Below are 19,597 nucleotides of genomic sequence, written 5' to 3' on the forward strand. Positions count from 1 at the left end.
TATGAAACTAAACTTATGGATAGCAGGTGCAGCCTGCATAATGCTTACCGTTTGTGCAGGCAGTACCTTTGCACAAGCTAAAAAGGTTACTGCGAAAACTGCTGTTAAAAAAACAGCCGCCGTCACAAAAGCCGCTCCAAAACCATTCGCCACCGCACAAGAAATAGAAGATGGTAAAGCGCTTATTGCCAAATCCGATTGCTTGGCCTGCCATAATGCAGAAACTAAGTTAGTGGGACCGGCTTACATCGCCATTGCACAAAAGTACCCGCAAGACCAAGCTACTGTTGCAGCTTTAAGTGAGAAGGTAATTAAAGGCGGGAGTGGCGTATGGGGACCTGTACCGATGACACCGCACCCTGCCCTGGCTGCGGCAGATGTGAACAAGATGGTGGCTTATGTGCTGTCGTTGAAAAAATAATGGAACATCGAGCAAAATGTTTAAGCAGCTTTTATGAAAAATTATTCCGATAATAGCTAAGCTTAACCAGCTAAAAGCCTGATTTTTTTATGAACCATGTCTATCTCACCCGCATAGCGGCAATGTTATTGGTAATGTTGTGGTCTGCCGCATTTCAAAAAGTATCGGCCCAAAAACTTTCGGTGTATGGCCTTACGGTCAATCATCAGGTTAATCCGCTGAGTACTGATAATTTAATGCCAAGGTTTAGCTGGAAGATTAAGTCAGCGCAAAAGAACACCGTTCAGCAATCCTATGAACTAAAGGTCGGGGAGTCTACTATGCGTGCAGCAACCGATCAGTCGGTGCTGATTGCTTATCAAGGACCTGGGCTAAAGCCGGGCACCGTTTATTATTGGAAGGTAAGGGTTAAAGATAATCATGGCAATACGTCGCCATGGTCGGCACAGCAATTTTTTCAAACCGGCATTAAAGCCGATGACTGGACTGCCCAATGGATTACAGTAGCTGAAAAAGATACACCGGCTAAAAGCCCGCTTTTCAGAAAAGAGTTTAAACTGCAAAAGTCCATCAAATCGGCTATGCTGTATATCACGGCAAAAGGGCTTTATGAAGCGCGTATAAACGGAAAACGGGTAAGCGATAATTATTTGGCGCCCGGTTGGACCAGCTATAATAAGCATTTGCAATATCAGGTATATAATGTTACTGCCGATTTAAACAAAGGACCAAACGCCATTGGCGTAATATTGGGCGATGGATGGTACAAAGGCCGGGTGGCCTTTAACGACCGGCATAACTTTTATGGCGATACCCGTGCATTGCTTATGCAGCTAAAGGTGACCTATACCGATGGCTCCAGCGAAGTGATTAAAACGGATAACAGCTGGAAATACGCCTATGGCCCAATTCAGGCATCCAGTATATATGATGGCGAAATTTATGATGCCCGCTTGGAAAAGACGGGGTGGGATGCAGCGGCTTATGCGGAAGATAAAAACTGGGCTAATGTTCGGAGCATAGACAAAGGCAAAGAAGAGCTTATCAGCATGAGCGGGCCACCGGTTACCGAACATGAGGTATTTAAGCCCATGAAAATTTTTAAAACCCCTAAGGGTGAACTGGTAGTTGATTTTGGACAGAATCTGGTAGGCTGGGTGGTATTAAAAGCCCAAGGCCCCGTGGGTACTAAAATTAAGCTAAGCCATGCCGAGGTGTTGGATAAAGCCGGTAATTTTTATACTGCAAACCTGCGTTCGGCCAAACAGCAAAACACCTATATATTAAAAGCAGGCCCTGAGCAAGTATTTAAGCCGCATTTTACTTTTCAGGGCTTTCGTTATGTGAAAGTAGAAGGTTATCCTAGAGAATTAAAAGCTGAAGATTTAACCGCTGTAGCGCTATACTCAGATATGGCGCCAACAGGTAAATTCAGCACATCTAATGCCTTACTTAACCAGTTGCAGCATAACATACAATGGGGGCAAAAAGGTAATTTTGTTGATTTACCTACTGATTGCCCGCAACGTGACGAGCGCCTGGGCTGGACAGGAGATGCGCAGGTGTTTTTTAATACGGCCGCCTACAACATGGATGTTGCCGGCTTTTTTACCAAGTGGCTAAAAGATGTAAAGGCCGATCAGTTGCCCAACGGAAGTGTGCCTTTTGTGGTTCCTAACGTGTTAAATGCGTCGGACGCCGGATCAGCCGGGTGGGGCGATGTGGCCACTGTTATTCCCTGGAATTTGTACACCGTTTATGGCGACAAGCAGATACTGGAAACGCAATACGGCAGTATGAAAGCTTGGGTCGATTACATTACATCTGTGGCCAAAAACAACCTTTGGAATTCGGGCTCTCACTTTGGCGACTGGCTATTTTACCGCCCGGATGATGATAATGATGGCCGGGCCGCTGTTACCGATAAGTATATGATTGCGCAAAGCTTCTATGCAAATTCTACACAATTGCTTATTAATGCGGCAGGTGTGTTAGGTAAAATGGATGATGTGCAAAAATATACAGCCTTGCTGCAAAACATCAAAAATGCTTATGTTAAAGAATATCTTACAGCTAATGGCAGGCTGGTGTCCAATACGCAAACGGCCTATGTGTTGGCTTTACAGTTTGATATGCTTCCGGAAAATTTAAGGCAACAAGCGGCCGAAAGGTTGGTGGCCAACATACGCGATTATGGCAATCATCTTACCACCGGATTTTTAGGTACACCTTATTTATGCCATGTATTAAGTAAATATGGATTTAACGATGTGGCATATGATTTACTGTTGCAGGAAACCTATCCATCATGGTTGTATCCGGTTAAGATGGGTGCCACAACTATTTGGGAAAGATGGGATGGGTTAAAGCCTGATGGTAGCTTTCAAACTATAAGTATGAACTCATTCAATCATTACTCTTACGGTGCCATAGGCGATTGGATGTACAAAAATATCACCGGCATTAATCCAGGTGCTAGCAGTTCTGGTTATAAAAATATTATCATCGCGCCAAAACCGGGCGGAAAGCTAACCCATGCTACAGCTGAGTTGGAAACAGTATACGGCGCAATTAAATCCTCGTGGACTATGGATAACGGCTTGTTTAAACTGAATGTGAGCGTCCCCTGCAATACTACAGCCATAGTGATATTGCCTGATGGAAACAGGCATGAAACAGGATCCGGAGATTACCATTTTGAATGTAAAGCCGGTACTATAACAACACTGAGCAGTCAGCAAAAGTAAACAGTAAGTACGCCGGATAAATCTCTTTTCTATTTAAGAAGCTGATACAATACTATTGTACTTTTGCAGCAATTGCTACCGGCTGTTTAATTGTGCAAATGATATCACAACAGACGGTAGGCCTGGGCAAAATTTAGCTTTTAAACAAATTTTAAATGAAAGAACAATTAGTTGAATTGATCAACAATCTAAAAAGTCAGTCGCTTGTATTTAATGATGTTATCAAGTTTATAGAAACCTACTACCAGCATCAGCCAACCGCATTTAAAAATGGTGATGTGTACAACGAAGCCACTCAAAATCAAGGCAGCGCCAAGGTGTTTGCTTTTGGTAAGCTTAATAATTTGAGTGAAGAAGATACCCTGTGTTTATTTGCCGAACATTACCAATCTGTACTGAATCATCCGGATGCGGCAGACCATCAAAACATAAGGCAGTTTATGGTTCATGGATGGTCGGGAGTAGTATTTGAAGGTGAGGCATTATTAGCAAAATAATTGCGTATGATTATTTACGGTAGGCCTGCCATTGCGTTGGCTTACCGTAAGTAAATTGTATGATCTATGTCTGATATTTTATGTGTTAGTGTTTAAGTTTTTTAAGCCATTAACTCGGGTTTGATAAGCAAGGTTAAACAAGGTGGTTGTGTCTGTGTTGTAGTCTTACATCTATCAAGAGTACTATATATGATCAAATCAACCGAAACCACTACTGCAGCCCGGTTTATGTTTGTTTACAACGAAGAAATAATTTTTTGTACATCAGATTTAAACGCCTACAAAAAAGCTATCAATCCACATGATATAGGCCAGATTTCTTCGCAAGATCAGGTCCTTATCCACGAAGAAGCGTATACTATTGAAAGTATACAAATTGAACACTATTCGTGGCCTATGGATCATCCCACACCTAATCAGGCTGGGCAACCGTATCTATATACGATTAACGTAACATTAAACCTTTCGAAAACATCTGATGATCAGTATTAATCTTAACCGGCTTGTGTTATGGCTTTAAAAGTTTACCGCTATTAATTGGGAGTTTTTTATTTGTATCCCATGGCTTGTAAATTAAACAAGTTGGCATAGTGTCCGCCTTTGATAAGCAATTCTTCATGAGTGCCCATCTCCGCTATCTGTCCTTTTTCTAGCACTAAAATGCGGTCGGCCATCCTAACGGTAGAAAACCGGTGCGATATCAATACGGCCATGCGGCCTTGGGTTAATTCAGTAAAGCGTTCAAAAACCTCAAACTCAGCCCGGGCATCAAGTGCAGATGTGGGCTCATCCAGTATCAGCAACTGTGCATTGCGCATGTAAGCTCGGGCAATGGCTATTTTTTGCCATTGCCCGCCCGATAGCTCAACACCTTCTGCAAACCGTTTGCCCAACATTTGCGCATAGCCCCCCGGCAGCCCTTGAGCAACCTCTTCGGCCAAACTTAGCCGCGCAGACATATGGATAAGGTCTTCGTTCTCTGATTCGCGGATATTGCCTGCTGCAATGTTTTGCGAAAAGGTCATTTGGTAACGCAAAAAATCCTGAAATATAATGCCGATATGTTGCCGAAGCTCTACTAAATCATATTTTTTCAAATCATAACCATCCAGCAAAATACGGCCTTCGGTAGGGTCATATAATCTGGCCAGTAATTTAACCAGGGTGGTTTTTCCGGCGCCATTTTCGCCAACCAGTGCCAGTTTTTCACCGGGATGTAGCGTAAAATTTAAATGCCGGTTGGCCCAACGCTCACTGCCTTCATATTTAAAGCCTACATTCTCAAAAGTAAAGCCGTTACATATGGGGTTGGGCAAAGGCCTTGGTGTGGGCGAGTTATGGATTTTAGGTTTGATGTCAAAGAATTCAAAAAAGTCGCGCAAATAAATAGCACCCTGTGATACCGCAGAAAAACGTGTAAGTACACCTTCCAGCAAGCTTCTTAATTGCCTGAAAGAACCGGCCAGAAAAGTAAGTTCGCCAATAGAAAGGTGGCCGCTAATGGTGCGTACAATCATAAATAGATATGCACCGTAATAGCCCGTGCTGCCTATCAAGGCAAAAAGAGTACCCCATAATGAACGTTGTACGGCAATGCGTTTATTATCGGTATAAAACTGGATAGCTAGCTTTTTAAACCGGTTGATGATAAAGCCAGATAAGTTAAAAATCTTAATTTCTTTAGCTGTTTCGTCGCTGGCACCCAAGTAGCGTAAATAATCCAGTTCGCGCCGTTGGGGCGTTTGGCTTCTGGACAGGGCATAAGTTTGATCGTTAAAATAAGATTCGCCTAAAAATGCCGGCAAAATGGCAACCAGCAAAAGCAGAATAAGCCACGGATTAAAAGCAAGTAGCCCGGCGGCCAAAAAAGTCATCGTAATTAAATCCTGCACTTGGCTTAATACCTGCGACAGCAATATCGTTCGTCCAACGGTTTGTTGCCTGGCCCGTTCCAGCTTATCGTAAAATACAGCATCTTCAAACTGGTCCAAATCAAGCGTTGCGGCATGCTCCATTATCTTTACCGATGTATGGTTAGAAAATAGGTCGCCTAACAGGCTATCCATTAAATTGATAATCCGGCTAAGAGCATCAGAAACAATGGCCAATATGAATTCAGCAGTTACCAGTTTCCATAAATAAGTATGCGATGTTGTAACTGTTGTTGCTCTGTTCAAATGAATAACCTCATCAATAATAAGCTTGCCAACATACAGTATAAGTAGCGGAAAAGCTGCCTTTACAATGCGCAGCAAACTGCTGGTGAGCATCATTTTTGGGCTGGCTTGCCACACTAGTTTAAAAAATGCAGGCAAATTGCTAAGTGCCTTTAGCCGTTCTTTCCAGCTAGGCTTGGGTGTTGGTTTAAATACAGGTCTTCTCAATGCTAAACTTAACGTGTTTGTGTAAAGATATGGACTATGATTAGAGTAGATACGTTAACAAGCGTGATGATTTTAAATATTGCATTTCAATTGATTGTTTATGATATTTAGCCTCTGTTTTAGACAAAGCCTGCGTGATAACACATTTAATGACGAGAGCGAATAGCGGCGACAAACACAATCTGGTATTTAAAGGCGCCAACATTGCCAACTTAACCGAAACCCTTATTGCGCGCCATACCAGCGGCTCAATAGATTGGGATGGCAAAGCATGGCAAAACGTTACGCCGCAATATCTGGACATCAACAGCGGCGCATTTACCAGTTTTTTTGCTTCGGCTACTTCTGCGGTGGTAATCATCACCCAGCAAAAAGATGGTTTACATATCTCGTGCGACTGTACGGCCGGGCCGGGTATGCTTTGCGAACATCAGGCAGAGGTGCTGTGGGCCATTGTCAAGAAAGAGGAGTTTCGCTTATTTTTTGATGATGCCTTACGCTATAATAAGCTTCGTAAATTCGCTGCTGATTATGGGCTGGAACAAGAGGCCAATCTGGATCAATACTTTAGCATTGCTTATATTAACAAAAAACTGCACCTGGCGCCTAAGTCGCCCGCACTGCTGCCAGTTACCAAAGAAAGCTTAAATACTTTACAGCAACTTATAGTTCAGGATAGTATTCTGCCGCATACTGCTGCTAATGAGGGTCAACAGATAACTTGTGTGGTACTCAAACAGCATAAGTATTATAAATATCTTTTTATAGAGCTATACCAGACGCAAACCACCCGGGAAGGTAAAATTAAAAATCCGCTCACGTTTTTGCCGCCTTTAGATCAGGTTTGGCAAACGGAAGATGCTGAACAATTGAAGTTTTTTACCGGTATAAATAAGTTTCAAAATCATTTAAACAGCAAGCGTAGCGACGCAGATATAGCTGCGTTAAGGGCGGTGGTTAAAAATCCGTTAGGGTATCCTTTTTATTATCATAACAGCGAAGTGTCTGATAAAATAACCGCCGCATCTGTAATGCCGGTAGTTGTAAAATCATTACCGAATCAATTAACGCTGACGGTTGCTCAGAAAGGTAATTTTTTTGAGATAGCGGGCAATGTCAAAATAGCTGGAGAGACGTACGAGTTGAAGTCGATGCAAGTTGTTCTTACTTACTTTGTAAAGGCTGGCGAAGTGTTTTATTTAGCCGATAACCTGCAGGTGCTCAATGTGATTGAGTTATTTGCCGGTAAGCCCGAAAATTTGCTGATACATCAAAGTAAATATCCCGAGTTTAAATTACAGGTGCTTTCTAAACTGGAAGATAAAATTCATATGCGTTACCAGCATATAAAACCGGCAACATCTATACAGTTGCAACAGCAGGGCTTTAATGCGGAAACAGAGAGCATTATTTACCTGTCTGATTTCGGTTCTCATGTAATGCTGATTCCGGTAATGCGCTATGGCGAGGTAGAGATATCCACACGTACAAAAAGGCAGATTTATAGTGTAGATAACCGGGGTAACGAGTTTATGGTGCAACGTAACGAGGCTGAAGAAGATGATTTTACGGCCTTACTTATTAAACAGCACCCGCAGTTTGAAGAACAGTTATATGATAATGACCTGCATTATTTCTATCTGCACAAAAGGCATTTTTTAGATGAAGACTGGTTTTTGAATGTGTTTGAAGAATGGAGAAGCCATCGTATTACTATACTGGGTTTTAACGAGTTGGAAGGCAATCAGTTGAATCCACACAAAGTTAAAATTAGTATTAAAGTACTAAGCGGTATCAACTGGTTTAACGTGCAGGTAGGTGTGCGCTTTGGTAAAACCCGCGCAGCGTTAAAGAAAATATACCGGGCGGTAAAAAACAAATGTAAATACATTCAGCTCGACGACGGTACGCTAGGTGTATTGCCCATCGAGTGGCTCGAAAAGTTTGAAGGGTATTTTAACTCGGGCGAGGTGGCCGACGATGAAACCATTCGCGTTCCTAAAATTAACTACACGGCTATTGAGCGATACTACGATGCCGAGCAGTTGGACGAGGGTGTGTTGGACGAACTAAATATTTACCGCAGGCAACTGGCCGATTTTAGCGAGATTAAAGACATTCCGGTACCTGATGGCTTAACCGGAACGCTGCGTCATTACCAAAAGCAGGGCTTAAACTGGCTTAACTTTTTGGATGATTTTAACTTTGGCGGTTGTTTGGCCGATGATATGGGCTTAGGTAAAACTATTCAAATCATCGCCTTTATCCTGTCGCAGCGTACTAAAGTAAGTCATAATACTAATTTGCTGGTGGTGCCAACATCACTGATATTTAATTGGCAGCAGGAAGTTGAAAAGTTTGCGCCATCTATAAAAATGCATACCATATATGGAGCTAATCGTATCAAAAGTATTGAAGCGTTCGATCAATACGAGATTGTGCTTACTTCTTATGGTACCTTACTATCTGATATTAACTTTTTAAAAGACTACACTTTCAATTATGTTTTTCTGGACGAGTCGCAAAATATCAAAAATCCTGAATCACAACGCTACAAAGCTGCCCGTTTGCTAAAAGCCCGAAACCGGGTGGTGATTACCGGAACGCCCATAGAGAATAACACTTTTGATCTGTACGGGCAGTTGTCCTTCGCTTGCCCAGGGTTGCTGGGTAGCAAGCAGTATTTTAAGGATATCTATTCATCGCCCATTGATAGTTTTAAAAGTAGGAAGCGGGCAGTGGAACTGCAAGAAAAAATAAAGCCGTTTATTTTACGTCGCACCAAGCAGCAGGTAGCTACCGAACTGCCCGAAAAAACCGAGATGGTGCTGTACTGCGAGATGCAGCCGCCGCAGCGCAAAATTTATGATGCCTACGAAAAAGAGTTTCGTGAATATATCTCGGCCACTACGGGCGATGTGTTAAAGAAGAGCGCTATGAATGTGCTAAAGGGCTTAACCAAACTTCGGCAAATATGCAACTCGCCACTACTGCTCAAAGGCGAAAAGATGCCGGGCGATGCTGCTATTAAAATTGACGTTTTGATGGAGCAGATAGAAGAGAAGCGTTCGCAGCATAAAATTCTGGTGTTTTCGCAGTTTGTATCCATGCTGGATTTGATTCGTAAAGACCTGGTGAGAAAGGGTATAGGCCATACCTATTTAAGCGGGCAAACCAGAAACCGCGAGGCTGTGGTTACCGAGTTTCAAACCAACCCGCATGTTCGTGTTTTTCTCATTAGCCTTAAAGCTGGCGGTACCGGACTTAACCTTACCGAGGCAGATTATGTTTACCTGATAGACCCTTGGTGGAACCCGGCTGTAGAAAACCAAGCTATTGACCGTAGCCACCGCATTGGTCAGGATAAAAATATTGTGGCCGTCAGGCTGATATGTCCCAACACGGTAGAAGATAAAATAACGGTGCTGCAGCAAGCCAAAAGGGATTTAGCACGGGATTTAGTAAAAACGGACGCCTCGTTTATACAATCGCTTAAAAAAGAAGATCTGCTGAACTTGTTAGGACATACTAGTGACGATTAAAGCAGCCGGCATTTTATTCATCATTTTGTTCCATTTGGGTGATGATTTGGTTTACTTCCGATTCGGCATTTTGTAGCTTGGTTTTGCAAAGGCTCACCAAGTACGATGCACGCTTAACTTTTGCGGCCAGCTCGTCAACCGACATGGTTTCTGATTCCAGTTCGCGGGCAATGGCTGTTAGCTCAGTATAAGCTTGTTCATAGGTTATTGTCTCTTTCATCGTGTTCTTTCTTGTCGGTTACTGTAGCTAATAGTTGTTGCTTGGCAAAGATAACGGCTATTTCATTACCCGGTTCAATGTTGTTGCCGTTGCTTACAAACTGTTCGTTATGTTTAATAATCGCAAAACCTTTTTTCAATACGTTTTCTGATGATAACAGACGGATGTAGGTCGAGAAGTTATTCAACGAATGTTGCTGGTTTTGTATAAAGTGTTTGCTGTTTAACAACAGTTTTTCAGCCATACCATCAATATCCCTTTGCTTTTGGTAAAGCAGCAAGCTGGGCCGCCTTGATACCTTTGCCGATAAAGCTTGCAGGTTTGATCGGTGCTGATAAAGCAGCTTTTGGCTTTGTGTAGCCACAAACTGATTCTGATTGTTTAGTTCTTGCTTTTGTGTGGTAATTAAATCTTTGACTGAGCTGATTAGGCGGTTGTTTATCTGCGCCAAAGCCTGCATATGGTTGGATACCATTTGCTGCGCACGAATGATGATGCTCTTTTCCATCGATAGCATGTCATCAAAGAAATCGCGATTGTGAGCGATTATAAACTCGGCCGCTTTAGTTGGCGTTTTAACGGCGGTATGAGCCATTAAATCGGCTACGGTTTCGTTTTTTTGATGACCGATACCAGTGATGATTGGAATTGGAAAACGGGCTATGGCACGGCCAACGGAATACTGTTCAAACAACAGCAAATCGGTTTGAGCACCGCCGCCGCGGATTACAACCACCGTATCATAAGTCTTACCCGAATGGTAAATCTCAATCAACTTTTCTACAATATACTGTGCATTGTTTTCGCCTTGAACTACCGTAAAATAGGGTTCTATCTTAAAGGTGTAACCAAATTTGTTGTTTTGCAGCGTATGTAAAAAATCTTCATAACCAGCCGAAGTACTGGATGAAATAACAGCAATATGCTGTAGTACATGGGGTAACTCTAATTCCTGGTTAAAGGTGATGTAATTATCATTCTCTATCCGCACATGGTCAGCATTCTCTTTAACAAGTCTTAATAAGGTAGCCTGTTTCTGCTTTTCAAGTGTGCCCAGTGTAAAACTGGTATCAATATCATGCACAACCAGCTGTAAGCCAAAAGCAGGGTGGTAATTTACGCTTACCAGTACCAGCACATTGATATCATTGGTAAAGCGTTGACCGGTTGCTTGTTCAAATGCGGTGATTTGTTCCGAACCTTCTGTCCAAGCCCTGGCAGCAAACTTGGCTATGATAGCGCTGCTGCCGGGGTCTTTTTCAATCAGGTCAAAATAATGGTGATTTTTGCCGGCTTTATAACTGTGGCTGGTTACATCTGCTATTACCCAAAAGGCCCTGCCCGAAAAAACCTGTTCCATTACCCCGGCCACTAGGCCCGATAGTTCGGATAAGCGGAAAAAAGGTGCGGTGCTCAATGATAGTATAATTTGTTAGCTGCAATCAAGAACTTAAAGCGCAGGTGCAAGTGCTAAGCTCGCACCATTTCTACATGTGGTATGCCATCTTCATCGTAATGCTCGCCCTGAGCCACAAAGCCAAACTTTTCATAAAACGGTAATGCGTATACCTGTGCGCCAATACGAACCGGCCCCGAGCCAAATAAACGCTGAACTTCTTCAAGCGCACGCTCCAGTAATATACTTCCCATTCCGGTACCTCTAACTGTACTGCTGGTTATAATTCTGCCAATAGATGTTTCAGGGTAGGATATACCGGGCGGTACCAAACGGGCATACGCCACCAAACTGCTATCCTGCCAAAGCATCAGGTGATGGCATTTTTGATCTTTATTGTCGGCATCTTGAAACACACAATTTTGCTCTACTACAAATATCTCGTTACGCAAACGTAATATGGCGTAAAGCTCGATAGGGGTAAGATCGTAAAAAGATTTGCAGCGATCGATATAACTGATTGACATTAATGTGTTTTTCGAATTAATTGTTGTGTAAAGCCTCTAACTGGCTGGCAATAGCCTGTAATAGTTGCGGATTTAGTTTTTTACTTTCTTTTTCGGCCAGTTCAGGACTGATTAAGGCTCGGTACCGGTACTCTTCATCCGGTTCAAAAAGCACAGCAATGCCATTAACATTCACCTCAAATTTATGCTGGTAGCCAAATTGCAAAAGCCTGCTATCCAAAAGCAACTCTTGGGTGTCATAATTAACCGGAAGTTGAAAAACATCATCCATGCTGCAAAAATAAGCTAATTTTTTTAGGATTAGTTAGCTAACTATATACAATAAGATAAGGAATTGTTAATGCAGGGTAATTTAGACAGCAACTTTTTAACAAGGAACGAAGCGCTTATGAGTAACATTCTAATTACGTAATCATAACAAAAAGATATAATAATTTACAATTGTTTTTATTTAGACTGATTCTTATTAAATTCGCTTCCGTTATACCGTAGTTTGTTAACTCATAGTGATAAGGTATACACCTGCTGTTAATTGCCACAAAAATGAAAAAGATACTTATTACTATTTCCGCCTTTATTTCTCTTTCGGCGTATGCACAAAAGAATACATTACTAGATCAATCTTTTTGGCAAAATAAGCCTGACGTTACCCAAGTAAAAGCCGAGGTAGATAAAGGTAACAGTCCGTCGCAATTGAACGGCATGAGCTTTGACCCGGTGGTGATTGCTATTAATGCGCAGGCATCAACCGAAACCATTAAATTTTTGATAGATCAGCCAGGTAACGATGTCAACAAATTAACTCATGATGGCCGTACTTATTTGCATTGGGCAGCCAACCGAGGTAATGACGAAGTAGTAACTTATGTAATATCAAAAGGTGCTAAAGTAAATTTGGAAGATAGTCATGGTAGTACACCTTTAACTTTCGCTGCCGGCAGCGGCCAGCAAAACACCAAAGTGTACGATGCGCTTGCAGCGCATGGTGTAGATTTGAAAAAAAGCACTAATCAGGATGGTGCAAACGCACTGTTGCTGGCTATAGCTAATGATAAAGATTTTGCGCTCACCAATTATTTTGTGTCTAAAGGGCTTGACTTAAAAAGCACTGATGCTGCAGGCAACAATGCCTTTAGCTATGCGGCTAAAAGCGGCAATATGGAGTTAATGAAAACAGTACTGCAAAAAGGAGTTCCGGTTAATCAAAATGCCATGCTGATGGCTGCGCAGGCAGGCGGTGGTCGTCGCGGACCTGGCAGCAGTGCCGGTGCAACCCTGGCCGTTTACCAGTATTTAGAAAGTTTGGGTGTTAAGCCAACTACAACCAGCAAAACCGGCGAGAATGTATTGCATTACATTGCACGCAAACCCAATCAGGCTGAAATTATACAGTATTTTCTGAGCAAAGGTGTAGATGTTAACAAGGCCGATGAAGAAGGTAATACGCCTTTGATGAATGCTGCATCATCTAACCGCGATACAGCGGTGTTGGGTGCGTTATTACCCCGCGTAAAAAATATTAACCAAGCTAATCAAAAAGGTGTAACTGCGCTGGCTTTGGCGGTGCGCAACAATTCGCCCGAGGTGGTACGTTTCCTGGTAAACAAAGGCGCCGATGTAAAGGTGACCGACAGGGCAGGCGATAACCTGGCTGCTTACTTAGTACAGTCTTACAGTAGTGGTGAAGGTAGATCTGGCGGTTTTAACGGCCCTAAGCCTGAGGATTTTGATGCTAAATTGAAAATTCTTCAGGATAAAGGTTTTGACTTAAAAGCACCGCAAAAAAATGGCAACACCCTGTATCATTTGGCTGTTACCAAAAATGATATTTCATTGCTTAAACGCATCCAACCGCTGGGTGTAGATGTAAATGCTAAAAACAATGAAGGCATTACCGCTTTGCATAAAGCCGCTATGATTGCTAAAGACGATGTGATGATGCAATACCTTTTATCAATCGGTGCTAAAAAAGAACTGACCACTAATTTTAAAGAAACGGCATTTGACTTAGCCAGTGAAAACGAGTCATTAACCAAAAAGAACGTATCTGTTAATTTCCTGAAGTAATACACATGTCTAAGTTATTTAAAGCAACATTTTTATTCGTGGTGCTAATTTTTGCGCTGTCAACCGTATCTTTTGCTCAGTCGGGCGCTACCTCAAAGTATCGCTGCATGATTCAGATGACCAATTACATGGGCGAGGGGGCATACATTGTAATATCCTTAATTGATGGTAAAGGCAATTACGATAAAACACTGTATGTGCTGGGCTCTGATAAAAAATGGTACAAAACGCTAAAAGAATGGAATAAATTTTACGCTAAAAAACCAACCAACATCAGCGCCATTACCGGTGCATCGGTTACCGGTGGCGACCGTAGCGTAAATGTTATTGAAATTGAAAGTGCAAAAATTAACGCTGGTTATAAACTGCGTTTCGAAAGTGCGGTAGAAGACAAAAACTACTATGTGAAAGATCTGGAAATACCGCTGACTACCGAAACCCTATCGGGCAAAAACGAAGGCACCGGATTTATCCGTTATGTGCGCTTCAGCGCTAATTAAGGCATTTTAATATCGTATATGACTATTTCGATATGGAGATACAGCCACTTAGCTTTGGCTGTATCTTCTTTTTTGTTGCTTACGCTGGCATCTGTAACGGGTGTTATACTTGCTTTCCAGCCAGTATCCGAAAAGGCGCAACATTATCGTGTTGATGGTTTTAACCAAATCACACTTGCTCAGGCATTACCAGAATTGCGAAAGCTATATCCTGATATCAGCGAGCTTACTGTAGATGCCAACCAGTTTGTCCAAATCAAAGCCAGCGACGCACAGGGTAAGAATCTAGTTGCCTATGTAAATCCTTTAACCGGTAAAGTGTTAGGTAAACCTCGCCCTAAAAATGAATTCTTTCAATGGGTGACTGATCTGCACCGTTCCTTGTTTTTGCATGAGACAGGCCGCTTTTTTGTTGGCTTAACCGCTTTTTTGTTATTGCTGATTGCGCTATCGGGCACTATGCTCATCATTCAGCGGCAACGAGGGGTGAAACGCTTTTTTACCCGTGTAGTACGTGATAACTTTGCGCAGTATTATCATGTTGTTCTGGGGCGGCTGTCGCTTGTAATTATTATCGTTATCGCGCTTACCGGCACCTACCTGTCCATGTCTCGCTTTGGTTTGGTTAATACAAACGTCATATCTCCCAAAGTTGATTTTGATGCCATTCGTTCCAACCCTAAAGTAAATCCTGAGGATATAGCCATCTTCCGTAATACTTTACTGTCGCAGGTGCAAAGTGTAGAATTCCCTTTTTCAGAGGATGTTGAAGAATATTATACCCTTAAACTTAACGATAGGGAGCTAACGGTAAATCAAATAACCGGAGATGTTCTTACCGAAATTAAGTACCCTACGGCTATAATCATTGCCAATTTAAGCCTTAACCTGCATACGGGACGGGCCAGTGGTATTTGGGCTGTTATTTTAGCTATAGCATCCGCCAATATCTTGTTTTTTATTTATTCAGGCTTTGTAATTACCTGGAAGCGTTTGGCCAATCGAACCAAAAACAAGTATAACGTAGCTGATTGTCGCTTCATCATTTTGGTTGGTTCAGAAAACGGCAGTACCTTTCGCTTTGCACAAGCAGTACACAATCAGTTGCTTAAACAGGGTGAAAAGTCGTTTTTAACGGATTTAAACAGTTATACCGCTTTTCCAAAAGCAGAGCATTTGTTGATTATTACCGCTACTTATGGCATGGGAGAGGCTCCAACAAATGCATCTAAGTTTGCTACCCTTTTGGCCAAATATCCGCAGCCTAATAAGATTCACTACTCGGTACTTGGGTTTGGTTCGCACGCTTACCCTGACTTCTGCAAATTTGCGTTTGACATAAACAACCTGTTGGCTAAACAGGAGTGGGCTCGGCCGCTGATTGATATCCAAACGGTTAATGATAAATCTCCAGACGAATTTAGCTTATGGGCCGAGGCCTGGTCGCAGCAATCAGGTATACAGCTGGCTGTACTTCCGGAACTAAATAGCACTAAATCTGCCCGCTATGAAACGCTTGTTGTAAAGAACATCACGCCATTAACCCGTACCAATGGCACTTTTCTGATTCGTTTACAACCCAAGCGCAAGCTACGCGTTACCTCGGGCGATTTGTTGGCCATCTATCCGGCAAATGATCACCGGGAAAGGCTCTACTCTATTGGGTTTGTCGAAAACGAAATCCAATTAAGTGTGCGACTGCATGAAGGTGGACTAGGATCAGGATTTTTACACCGTTTGCAACCCGGTGACGCCATAAAAGCGCGCATTATTAACAACGAACACTTTCATTTTCCGGCTAACGCCCCCGAAGTGGTAATGATTTCGAACGGCACCGGCATTGCCCCATTTTTAGGCATGATTAGCCAGAACACTCAAAAAATATCTTGTCATTTATACTGCGGTTTCCGGGATGGCGCTTCTTTTGAAATATATCAAGACATCGTTGATAAAAATAGGGCCTTAGGCAAACTTACCCGACTGCATGTAGCTCGTTCGCGCGAAGGGGAAAAACAGTATGTTAGTCATCTGATTGACAGGGACGCTAAATTTATTGCCTCGGTGTTGGCAAAAAGTGGTGTAATTATGATATGCGGCTCGCTCGCTATGCAAAAAGATATTATCGAACTGCTCAAAAGTATTTGTCAGCATCAAACCGGAAAGGGTGTTAGCTTCTATCAGTCGCACGGGCAAATTTTAATGGATTGTTATTAGGATTTCAGATTTATCATCGCCTGATTATAGCGCATACTTTTTTACATCCAAGTTCTGCGAAAAGATTTTTTCATCGTCCCCAATCATGATGCAGCTATAATGCGGATACCTTTTAATGAGTTGCAGTCCTTTTACTTTTCCTAAAACCATCATAGAAGTGCTTAGTCCATTTGCCACTTCGGCACTGGGGCCAAATACGGTTACGCTGCACAGCCCGGTAGCCGGGTAACCAGTGGCCGGGTTAATGATATGTGAATATCGCTTTCCATTAAAGATTACATATTTTTCATAACTGCCAGACGTAACCACCGCACCTTGCTTCAGGGGCACTACGGCAAATATGGTATCCTTATGTAGAGGGTTAGTAATACCAATGGCCCAATCGTTGCCGTTGGGTTGCTTTCCCCAAGTGTTCATATCGCCCGAGCCGTTTACAATACCAGCTTTAATACCCCGTGCCAGCATCATGTCGCGGCAACGGTCGGCTGCATAGCCTTCACCCAAGGCACCAAAGCCAATCTTCATACCTTTCTTTTTTAAGAAGATAGTGGAGTTTTGGGCATTCAATACAATATTGCGGTATCCCACTTTTTCTACCGATTTCTTAACGGCCTCGGGGGTAGGCATCTTGGTCATAGAGCCATCAAACTTCCAGATGCGATCCATAGCGGCAAAACTTATATCAAAAGCGCCGTTAGTTATTACGGATAAATGAATTGCCCGTTGAGTTAATGCAAATACCTCGGCGCTTACTTTTACTGGTTTAATGCCGGCATTACGGTTTACCTCCGATATCTGGGTGTCAGCTTTCCAGTCGGATATTAAATTTTCTATCCGTGTAATTTCTGCTATAACGGTGTCTATGTTTTGCTCTGCAGATAATGAATCATTAGCCACAATCGTAATATCAAAACGGCCGCCCATCAGCTTGGTTGTTCTTTTTCGCAGCACCTGTGCCGATGTGCTAAAGCTAATAAGGATAATCAGCAGAAATAATATTTTTTGCAAAGAATGGCTATTTATTTTCATGCAGTAGCTAGGATGCTATAAATGTTTAATTTAAAGTAGATAATGCTTTTCTACAGGTGATAAATTGTGCAAAATTACTACTGTAAGTTGATTTCATGATAAAGAGATTTTAGAAAAAATGTACCTTTGTTTCATTTCATTCACTGCTCCTCAATTTATATTTGACACCTCTAACACACTTCATTAAAGGTAATTATCGAACAGTATTTTCGATAAGTGTTCTTTGCATAGTTTTTTATTTGTGTGTTCAGCAAAATTACCTGCTTTTTCATACAGTGGTCGAGCTTTTCTCTATCGTGATAGCTTTTGCGGTGTTTATTGTGGCCTGGAATTCCCGTAAAATGCAGGATAACCACTACTTATATTTATTGGGTATATCATATATTTTTATAGGAGCATTGGATTTGATGCATACCCTAACCTTTAATGGAATGCACTTGGTAAAAGGGCCTTCTTATGCAGCCAATCAGTTTTGGGTGGCTACCCGCTTTTTAGAATCGGTTACTTTTGTAATAGGATTCAAATTTATAAAAAGCAAAACACGACTGAACGCCGAAATTATATTTTTAACGTACTTCTTAATTTCTCTCGCCGTTTTCCTCTGCATTATGGTGTGGCGTATTTTTCCGGTGTGTTATATAGATGGCATAGGTCAAACACAATTTAAAATATATGCCGAATACGCCATTATTGCTGTTTTGCTGCTGGCTGGCTATTTGCTTATAGAAAATAGAAAGCATTTTAGTTTGGCTGTTTACCGGTTGCTTTTTGCATCACTGATATTTACCATCATCAGCGAGTTCTGTTTTACCCTGTATGTATCCAATTACAGTACAGCTAATGAGCTGGGCCATTATGCCAAGCTGATTTCGTTTTTTCTAATCTATAAAGCTAATGTGGAAACTGGTTTTTTAAAGCCAACCACTGCCATTTTTAAAAATTTGAAAGAGGACGAAGTGAAATACCGTACACTGGCCGAAAATATGCCGGGGCTTATTATGCGGTTTGACGAGCAGTTGAATTGTTTATATACCAACAGCGTTTCAACCAAGTTGATGGAAAACAGTGGCGTTCCGTTATTAATTAGTAACCGGGAGGTGCCGCTAATGCCAACAAATTTACCACAGCTTATTAGTAAAGTTAAGCAAACGCAAGTGCCGCAAGAAACAACATTAGCGTTTACTGATAACGGAAATCAACAGATATACGCTATACAGGTGATAGAAGAAATGGCTGGCACAGCTACAGATTCAACTTACTTGGTTATAGGCCAGGATGTAACCAAACAAAAAATGGCCGAATCGCAAATGTTAGAACTGAATGCTACAAAAGATAGGCTTTTCTCCATCATTGCGCACGATCTTAAAAATCCATTCACCTCATTGCTTTCTTTTAGTGAACTGATTTATAAAAATGCTGAAAAGCTTTCTAAAGAAAAGGTGGAGCAGATGGGGCTGCGCATAAACGAATCGGCAAAGCAAGCTTATGCACTTTTAGAAAATTTACTGGAATGGTCAAGAATACAAACCGGTGTGTTAAAAGCTAGTCCGAAAAGTTTATCGATTGCTACCTTACTTACCGATGTAAAAAGATATGCTTCGCCACTGGCGTTGCCTAAAGATATTACTGTAGAGATTGACACCACTACCGAAAGTACAGTTTATGCTGATCCGCACATGATTGCTACCGTTTTAAGAAATTTAGTCTCAAACGCTATTAAATTCAGTTATACCAAAAGTACAGTAATCATCAAAGCTGAAAAGCAGTTGCATGAGGTGTTGTTTTCGGTAACAGATTCTGGAACCGGCATTGAAAAAGAGAATCAAGAGAAGTTGCTGCGAGTAGATAATACTTTTACAACACCAGGTACTGCATCTGAAAAAGGCACAGGGTTGGGCTTAGTATTATGCCGGGAGTTTGTAGAAATGAACGGCGGAAGTATATGGTTGGAAAGCGAATTTGGGATGGGTACTACTTTTAGCTTTACGCTACCATTTCACTAAGTGATTTTCGAAAAAAAAGTAAAGGCGGGCCTGTTTACAGCGCCCGCCTT

At 42.0% G+C, this 19,597-nt stretch carries 15 protein-coding genes; 9 read left to right on the forward strand and 6 right to left on the reverse strand.

Annotated features, from left to right (window positions below; genetic code table 11):
- The first annotated feature begins 1 nt into the window (after position 1).
- The 4 genes from GPM24_RS14780 (at position 2) to GPM24_RS14795 (ending at position 4,157) form a co-directional block, all read left to right on the forward strand.
- On the forward strand, positions 2–421 hold the full coding sequence (locus GPM24_RS14780) for a c-type cytochrome (RefSeq protein WP_233268866.1): 420 nt from the start codon (positions 2–4) through the stop codon (positions 419–421).
- A gap of 89 nt (positions 422–510) precedes the next feature.
- A complete protein-coding gene (locus GPM24_RS14785) occupies positions 511–3,168 on the forward strand; it encodes a glycoside hydrolase family 78 protein (RefSeq protein WP_158827572.1) in 2,658 nt (885 codons plus the stop codon).
- A 155-nt stretch (positions 3,169–3,323) separates the two neighbouring features.
- Positions 3,324–3,665, forward strand: coding sequence for a HopJ type III effector protein (locus GPM24_RS14790; RefSeq protein ID WP_158827573.1), 342 nt, complete (start codon positions 3,324–3,326; stop codon positions 3,663–3,665).
- A 189-nt stretch (positions 3,666–3,854) separates the two neighbouring features.
- On the forward strand, positions 3,855–4,157 hold the full coding sequence (locus tag GPM24_RS14795) for a hypothetical protein (protein ID WP_158827574.1): 303 nt from the start codon (positions 3,855–3,857) through the stop codon (positions 4,155–4,157).
- 56 nt (positions 4,158–4,213) lie between these two features.
- Here the strand turns inward: GPM24_RS14795 and GPM24_RS14800 are convergent, their stop codons facing one another.
- Positions 4,214–6,049, reverse strand: a complete 1,836-nt coding sequence (locus GPM24_RS14800; protein ID WP_233268867.1) for an ABC transporter ATP-binding protein — start codon at positions 6,047–6,049, stop codon at positions 4,214–4,216.
- A gap of 149 nt (positions 6,050–6,198) precedes the next feature.
- Here GPM24_RS14800 and GPM24_RS14805 point away from each other — a divergent pair, with 149 nt between their 5' ends.
- Positions 6,199–9,591: a DEAD/DEAH box helicase gene (locus GPM24_RS14805; RefSeq protein WP_158827575.1), complete on the forward strand. Its 3,393-nt coding sequence runs from the start codon at positions 6,199–6,201 to the stop codon at positions 9,589–9,591.
- Positions 9,592–9,604: 13 nt separating this feature from the next.
- On the opposite strand, the gene xseB is transcribed toward GPM24_RS14805, so the two are convergent.
- Genes xseB through GPM24_RS14825 form a run of 4 tightly spaced genes read right to left on the reverse strand, consistent with a single transcriptional unit; the run spans position 9,605 to position 12,005 of the window.
- The gene (xseB, locus tag GPM24_RS14810) at positions 9,605–9,811 is read right to left on the reverse strand and encodes an exodeoxyribonuclease VII small subunit (RefSeq protein ID WP_158827576.1); all 207 of its coding nucleotides are present in this window, start codon (positions 9,809–9,811) and stop codon (positions 9,605–9,607) included.
- Entirely contained in the window at positions 9,789–11,228 is a 1,440-nt protein-coding gene (xseA, locus tag GPM24_RS14815) for an exodeoxyribonuclease VII large subunit (protein ID WP_158827577.1), read from the reverse strand. Before xseA ends, xseB begins: the two co-directional genes overlap by 23 nt.
- Positions 11,229–11,281: 53 nt before the next feature.
- Positions 11,282–11,734, reverse strand: a complete 453-nt coding sequence (locus GPM24_RS14820; RefSeq protein WP_158827578.1) for a GNAT family N-acetyltransferase — start codon at positions 11,732–11,734, stop codon at positions 11,282–11,284.
- A gap of 16 nt (positions 11,735–11,750) precedes the next feature.
- Positions 11,751–12,005, reverse strand: coding sequence for a hypothetical protein (locus GPM24_RS14825; RefSeq protein WP_158827579.1), 255 nt, complete (start codon positions 12,003–12,005; stop codon positions 11,751–11,753).
- Positions 12,006–12,277: 272 nt separating this feature from the next.
- Between GPM24_RS14825 and GPM24_RS14830 the strand changes: the two genes are divergently transcribed.
- From GPM24_RS14830 to GPM24_RS14840, 3 genes are read left to right on the forward strand one after another with little or no spacing between them, the layout of a single operon-like run.
- Entirely contained in the window at positions 12,278–13,801 is a 1,524-nt protein-coding gene (locus GPM24_RS14830; protein ID WP_158827580.1) for an ankyrin repeat domain-containing protein, read from the forward strand.
- Positions 13,802–13,806: 5 nt separating this feature from the next.
- The gene (locus tag GPM24_RS14835; protein WP_158827581.1) at positions 13,807–14,301 is read left to right on the forward strand and encodes a DUF2271 domain-containing protein; all 495 of its coding nucleotides are present in this window, start codon (positions 13,807–13,809) and stop codon (positions 14,299–14,301) included.
- 18 nt (positions 14,302–14,319) lie between these two features.
- Positions 14,320–16,515: a PepSY domain-containing protein gene (locus GPM24_RS14840; protein WP_158827582.1), complete on the forward strand. Its 2,196-nt coding sequence runs from the start codon at positions 14,320–14,322 to the stop codon at positions 16,513–16,515.
- 24 nt (positions 16,516–16,539) lie between these two features.
- Here GPM24_RS14840 and GPM24_RS14845 read toward each other — a convergent pair whose 3' ends face one another.
- Positions 16,540–17,544 carry an FAD:protein FMN transferase gene (locus GPM24_RS14845; protein ID WP_158827583.1) on the reverse strand — a complete coding sequence of 335 codons (1,005 nt, stop codon included), beginning with the start codon at positions 17,542–17,544 and terminating at the stop codon, positions 16,540–16,542.
- Positions 17,545–17,705: 161 nt separating this feature from the next.
- Between GPM24_RS14845 and GPM24_RS14850 the strand changes: the two genes are divergently transcribed.
- Positions 17,706–19,547: a sensor histidine kinase gene (locus GPM24_RS14850; protein WP_158827584.1), complete on the forward strand. Its 1,842-nt coding sequence runs from the start codon at positions 17,706–17,708 to the stop codon at positions 19,545–19,547.
- The last annotated feature ends 50 nt before the right edge of the window (positions 19,548–19,597 follow it).

It is taken from the genome of Mucilaginibacter lacusdianchii (genome assembly GCF_009770985.1).
Classification (GTDB): domain Bacteria; phylum Bacteroidota; class Bacteroidia; order Sphingobacteriales; family Sphingobacteriaceae; genus Mucilaginibacter; species Mucilaginibacter lacusdianchii.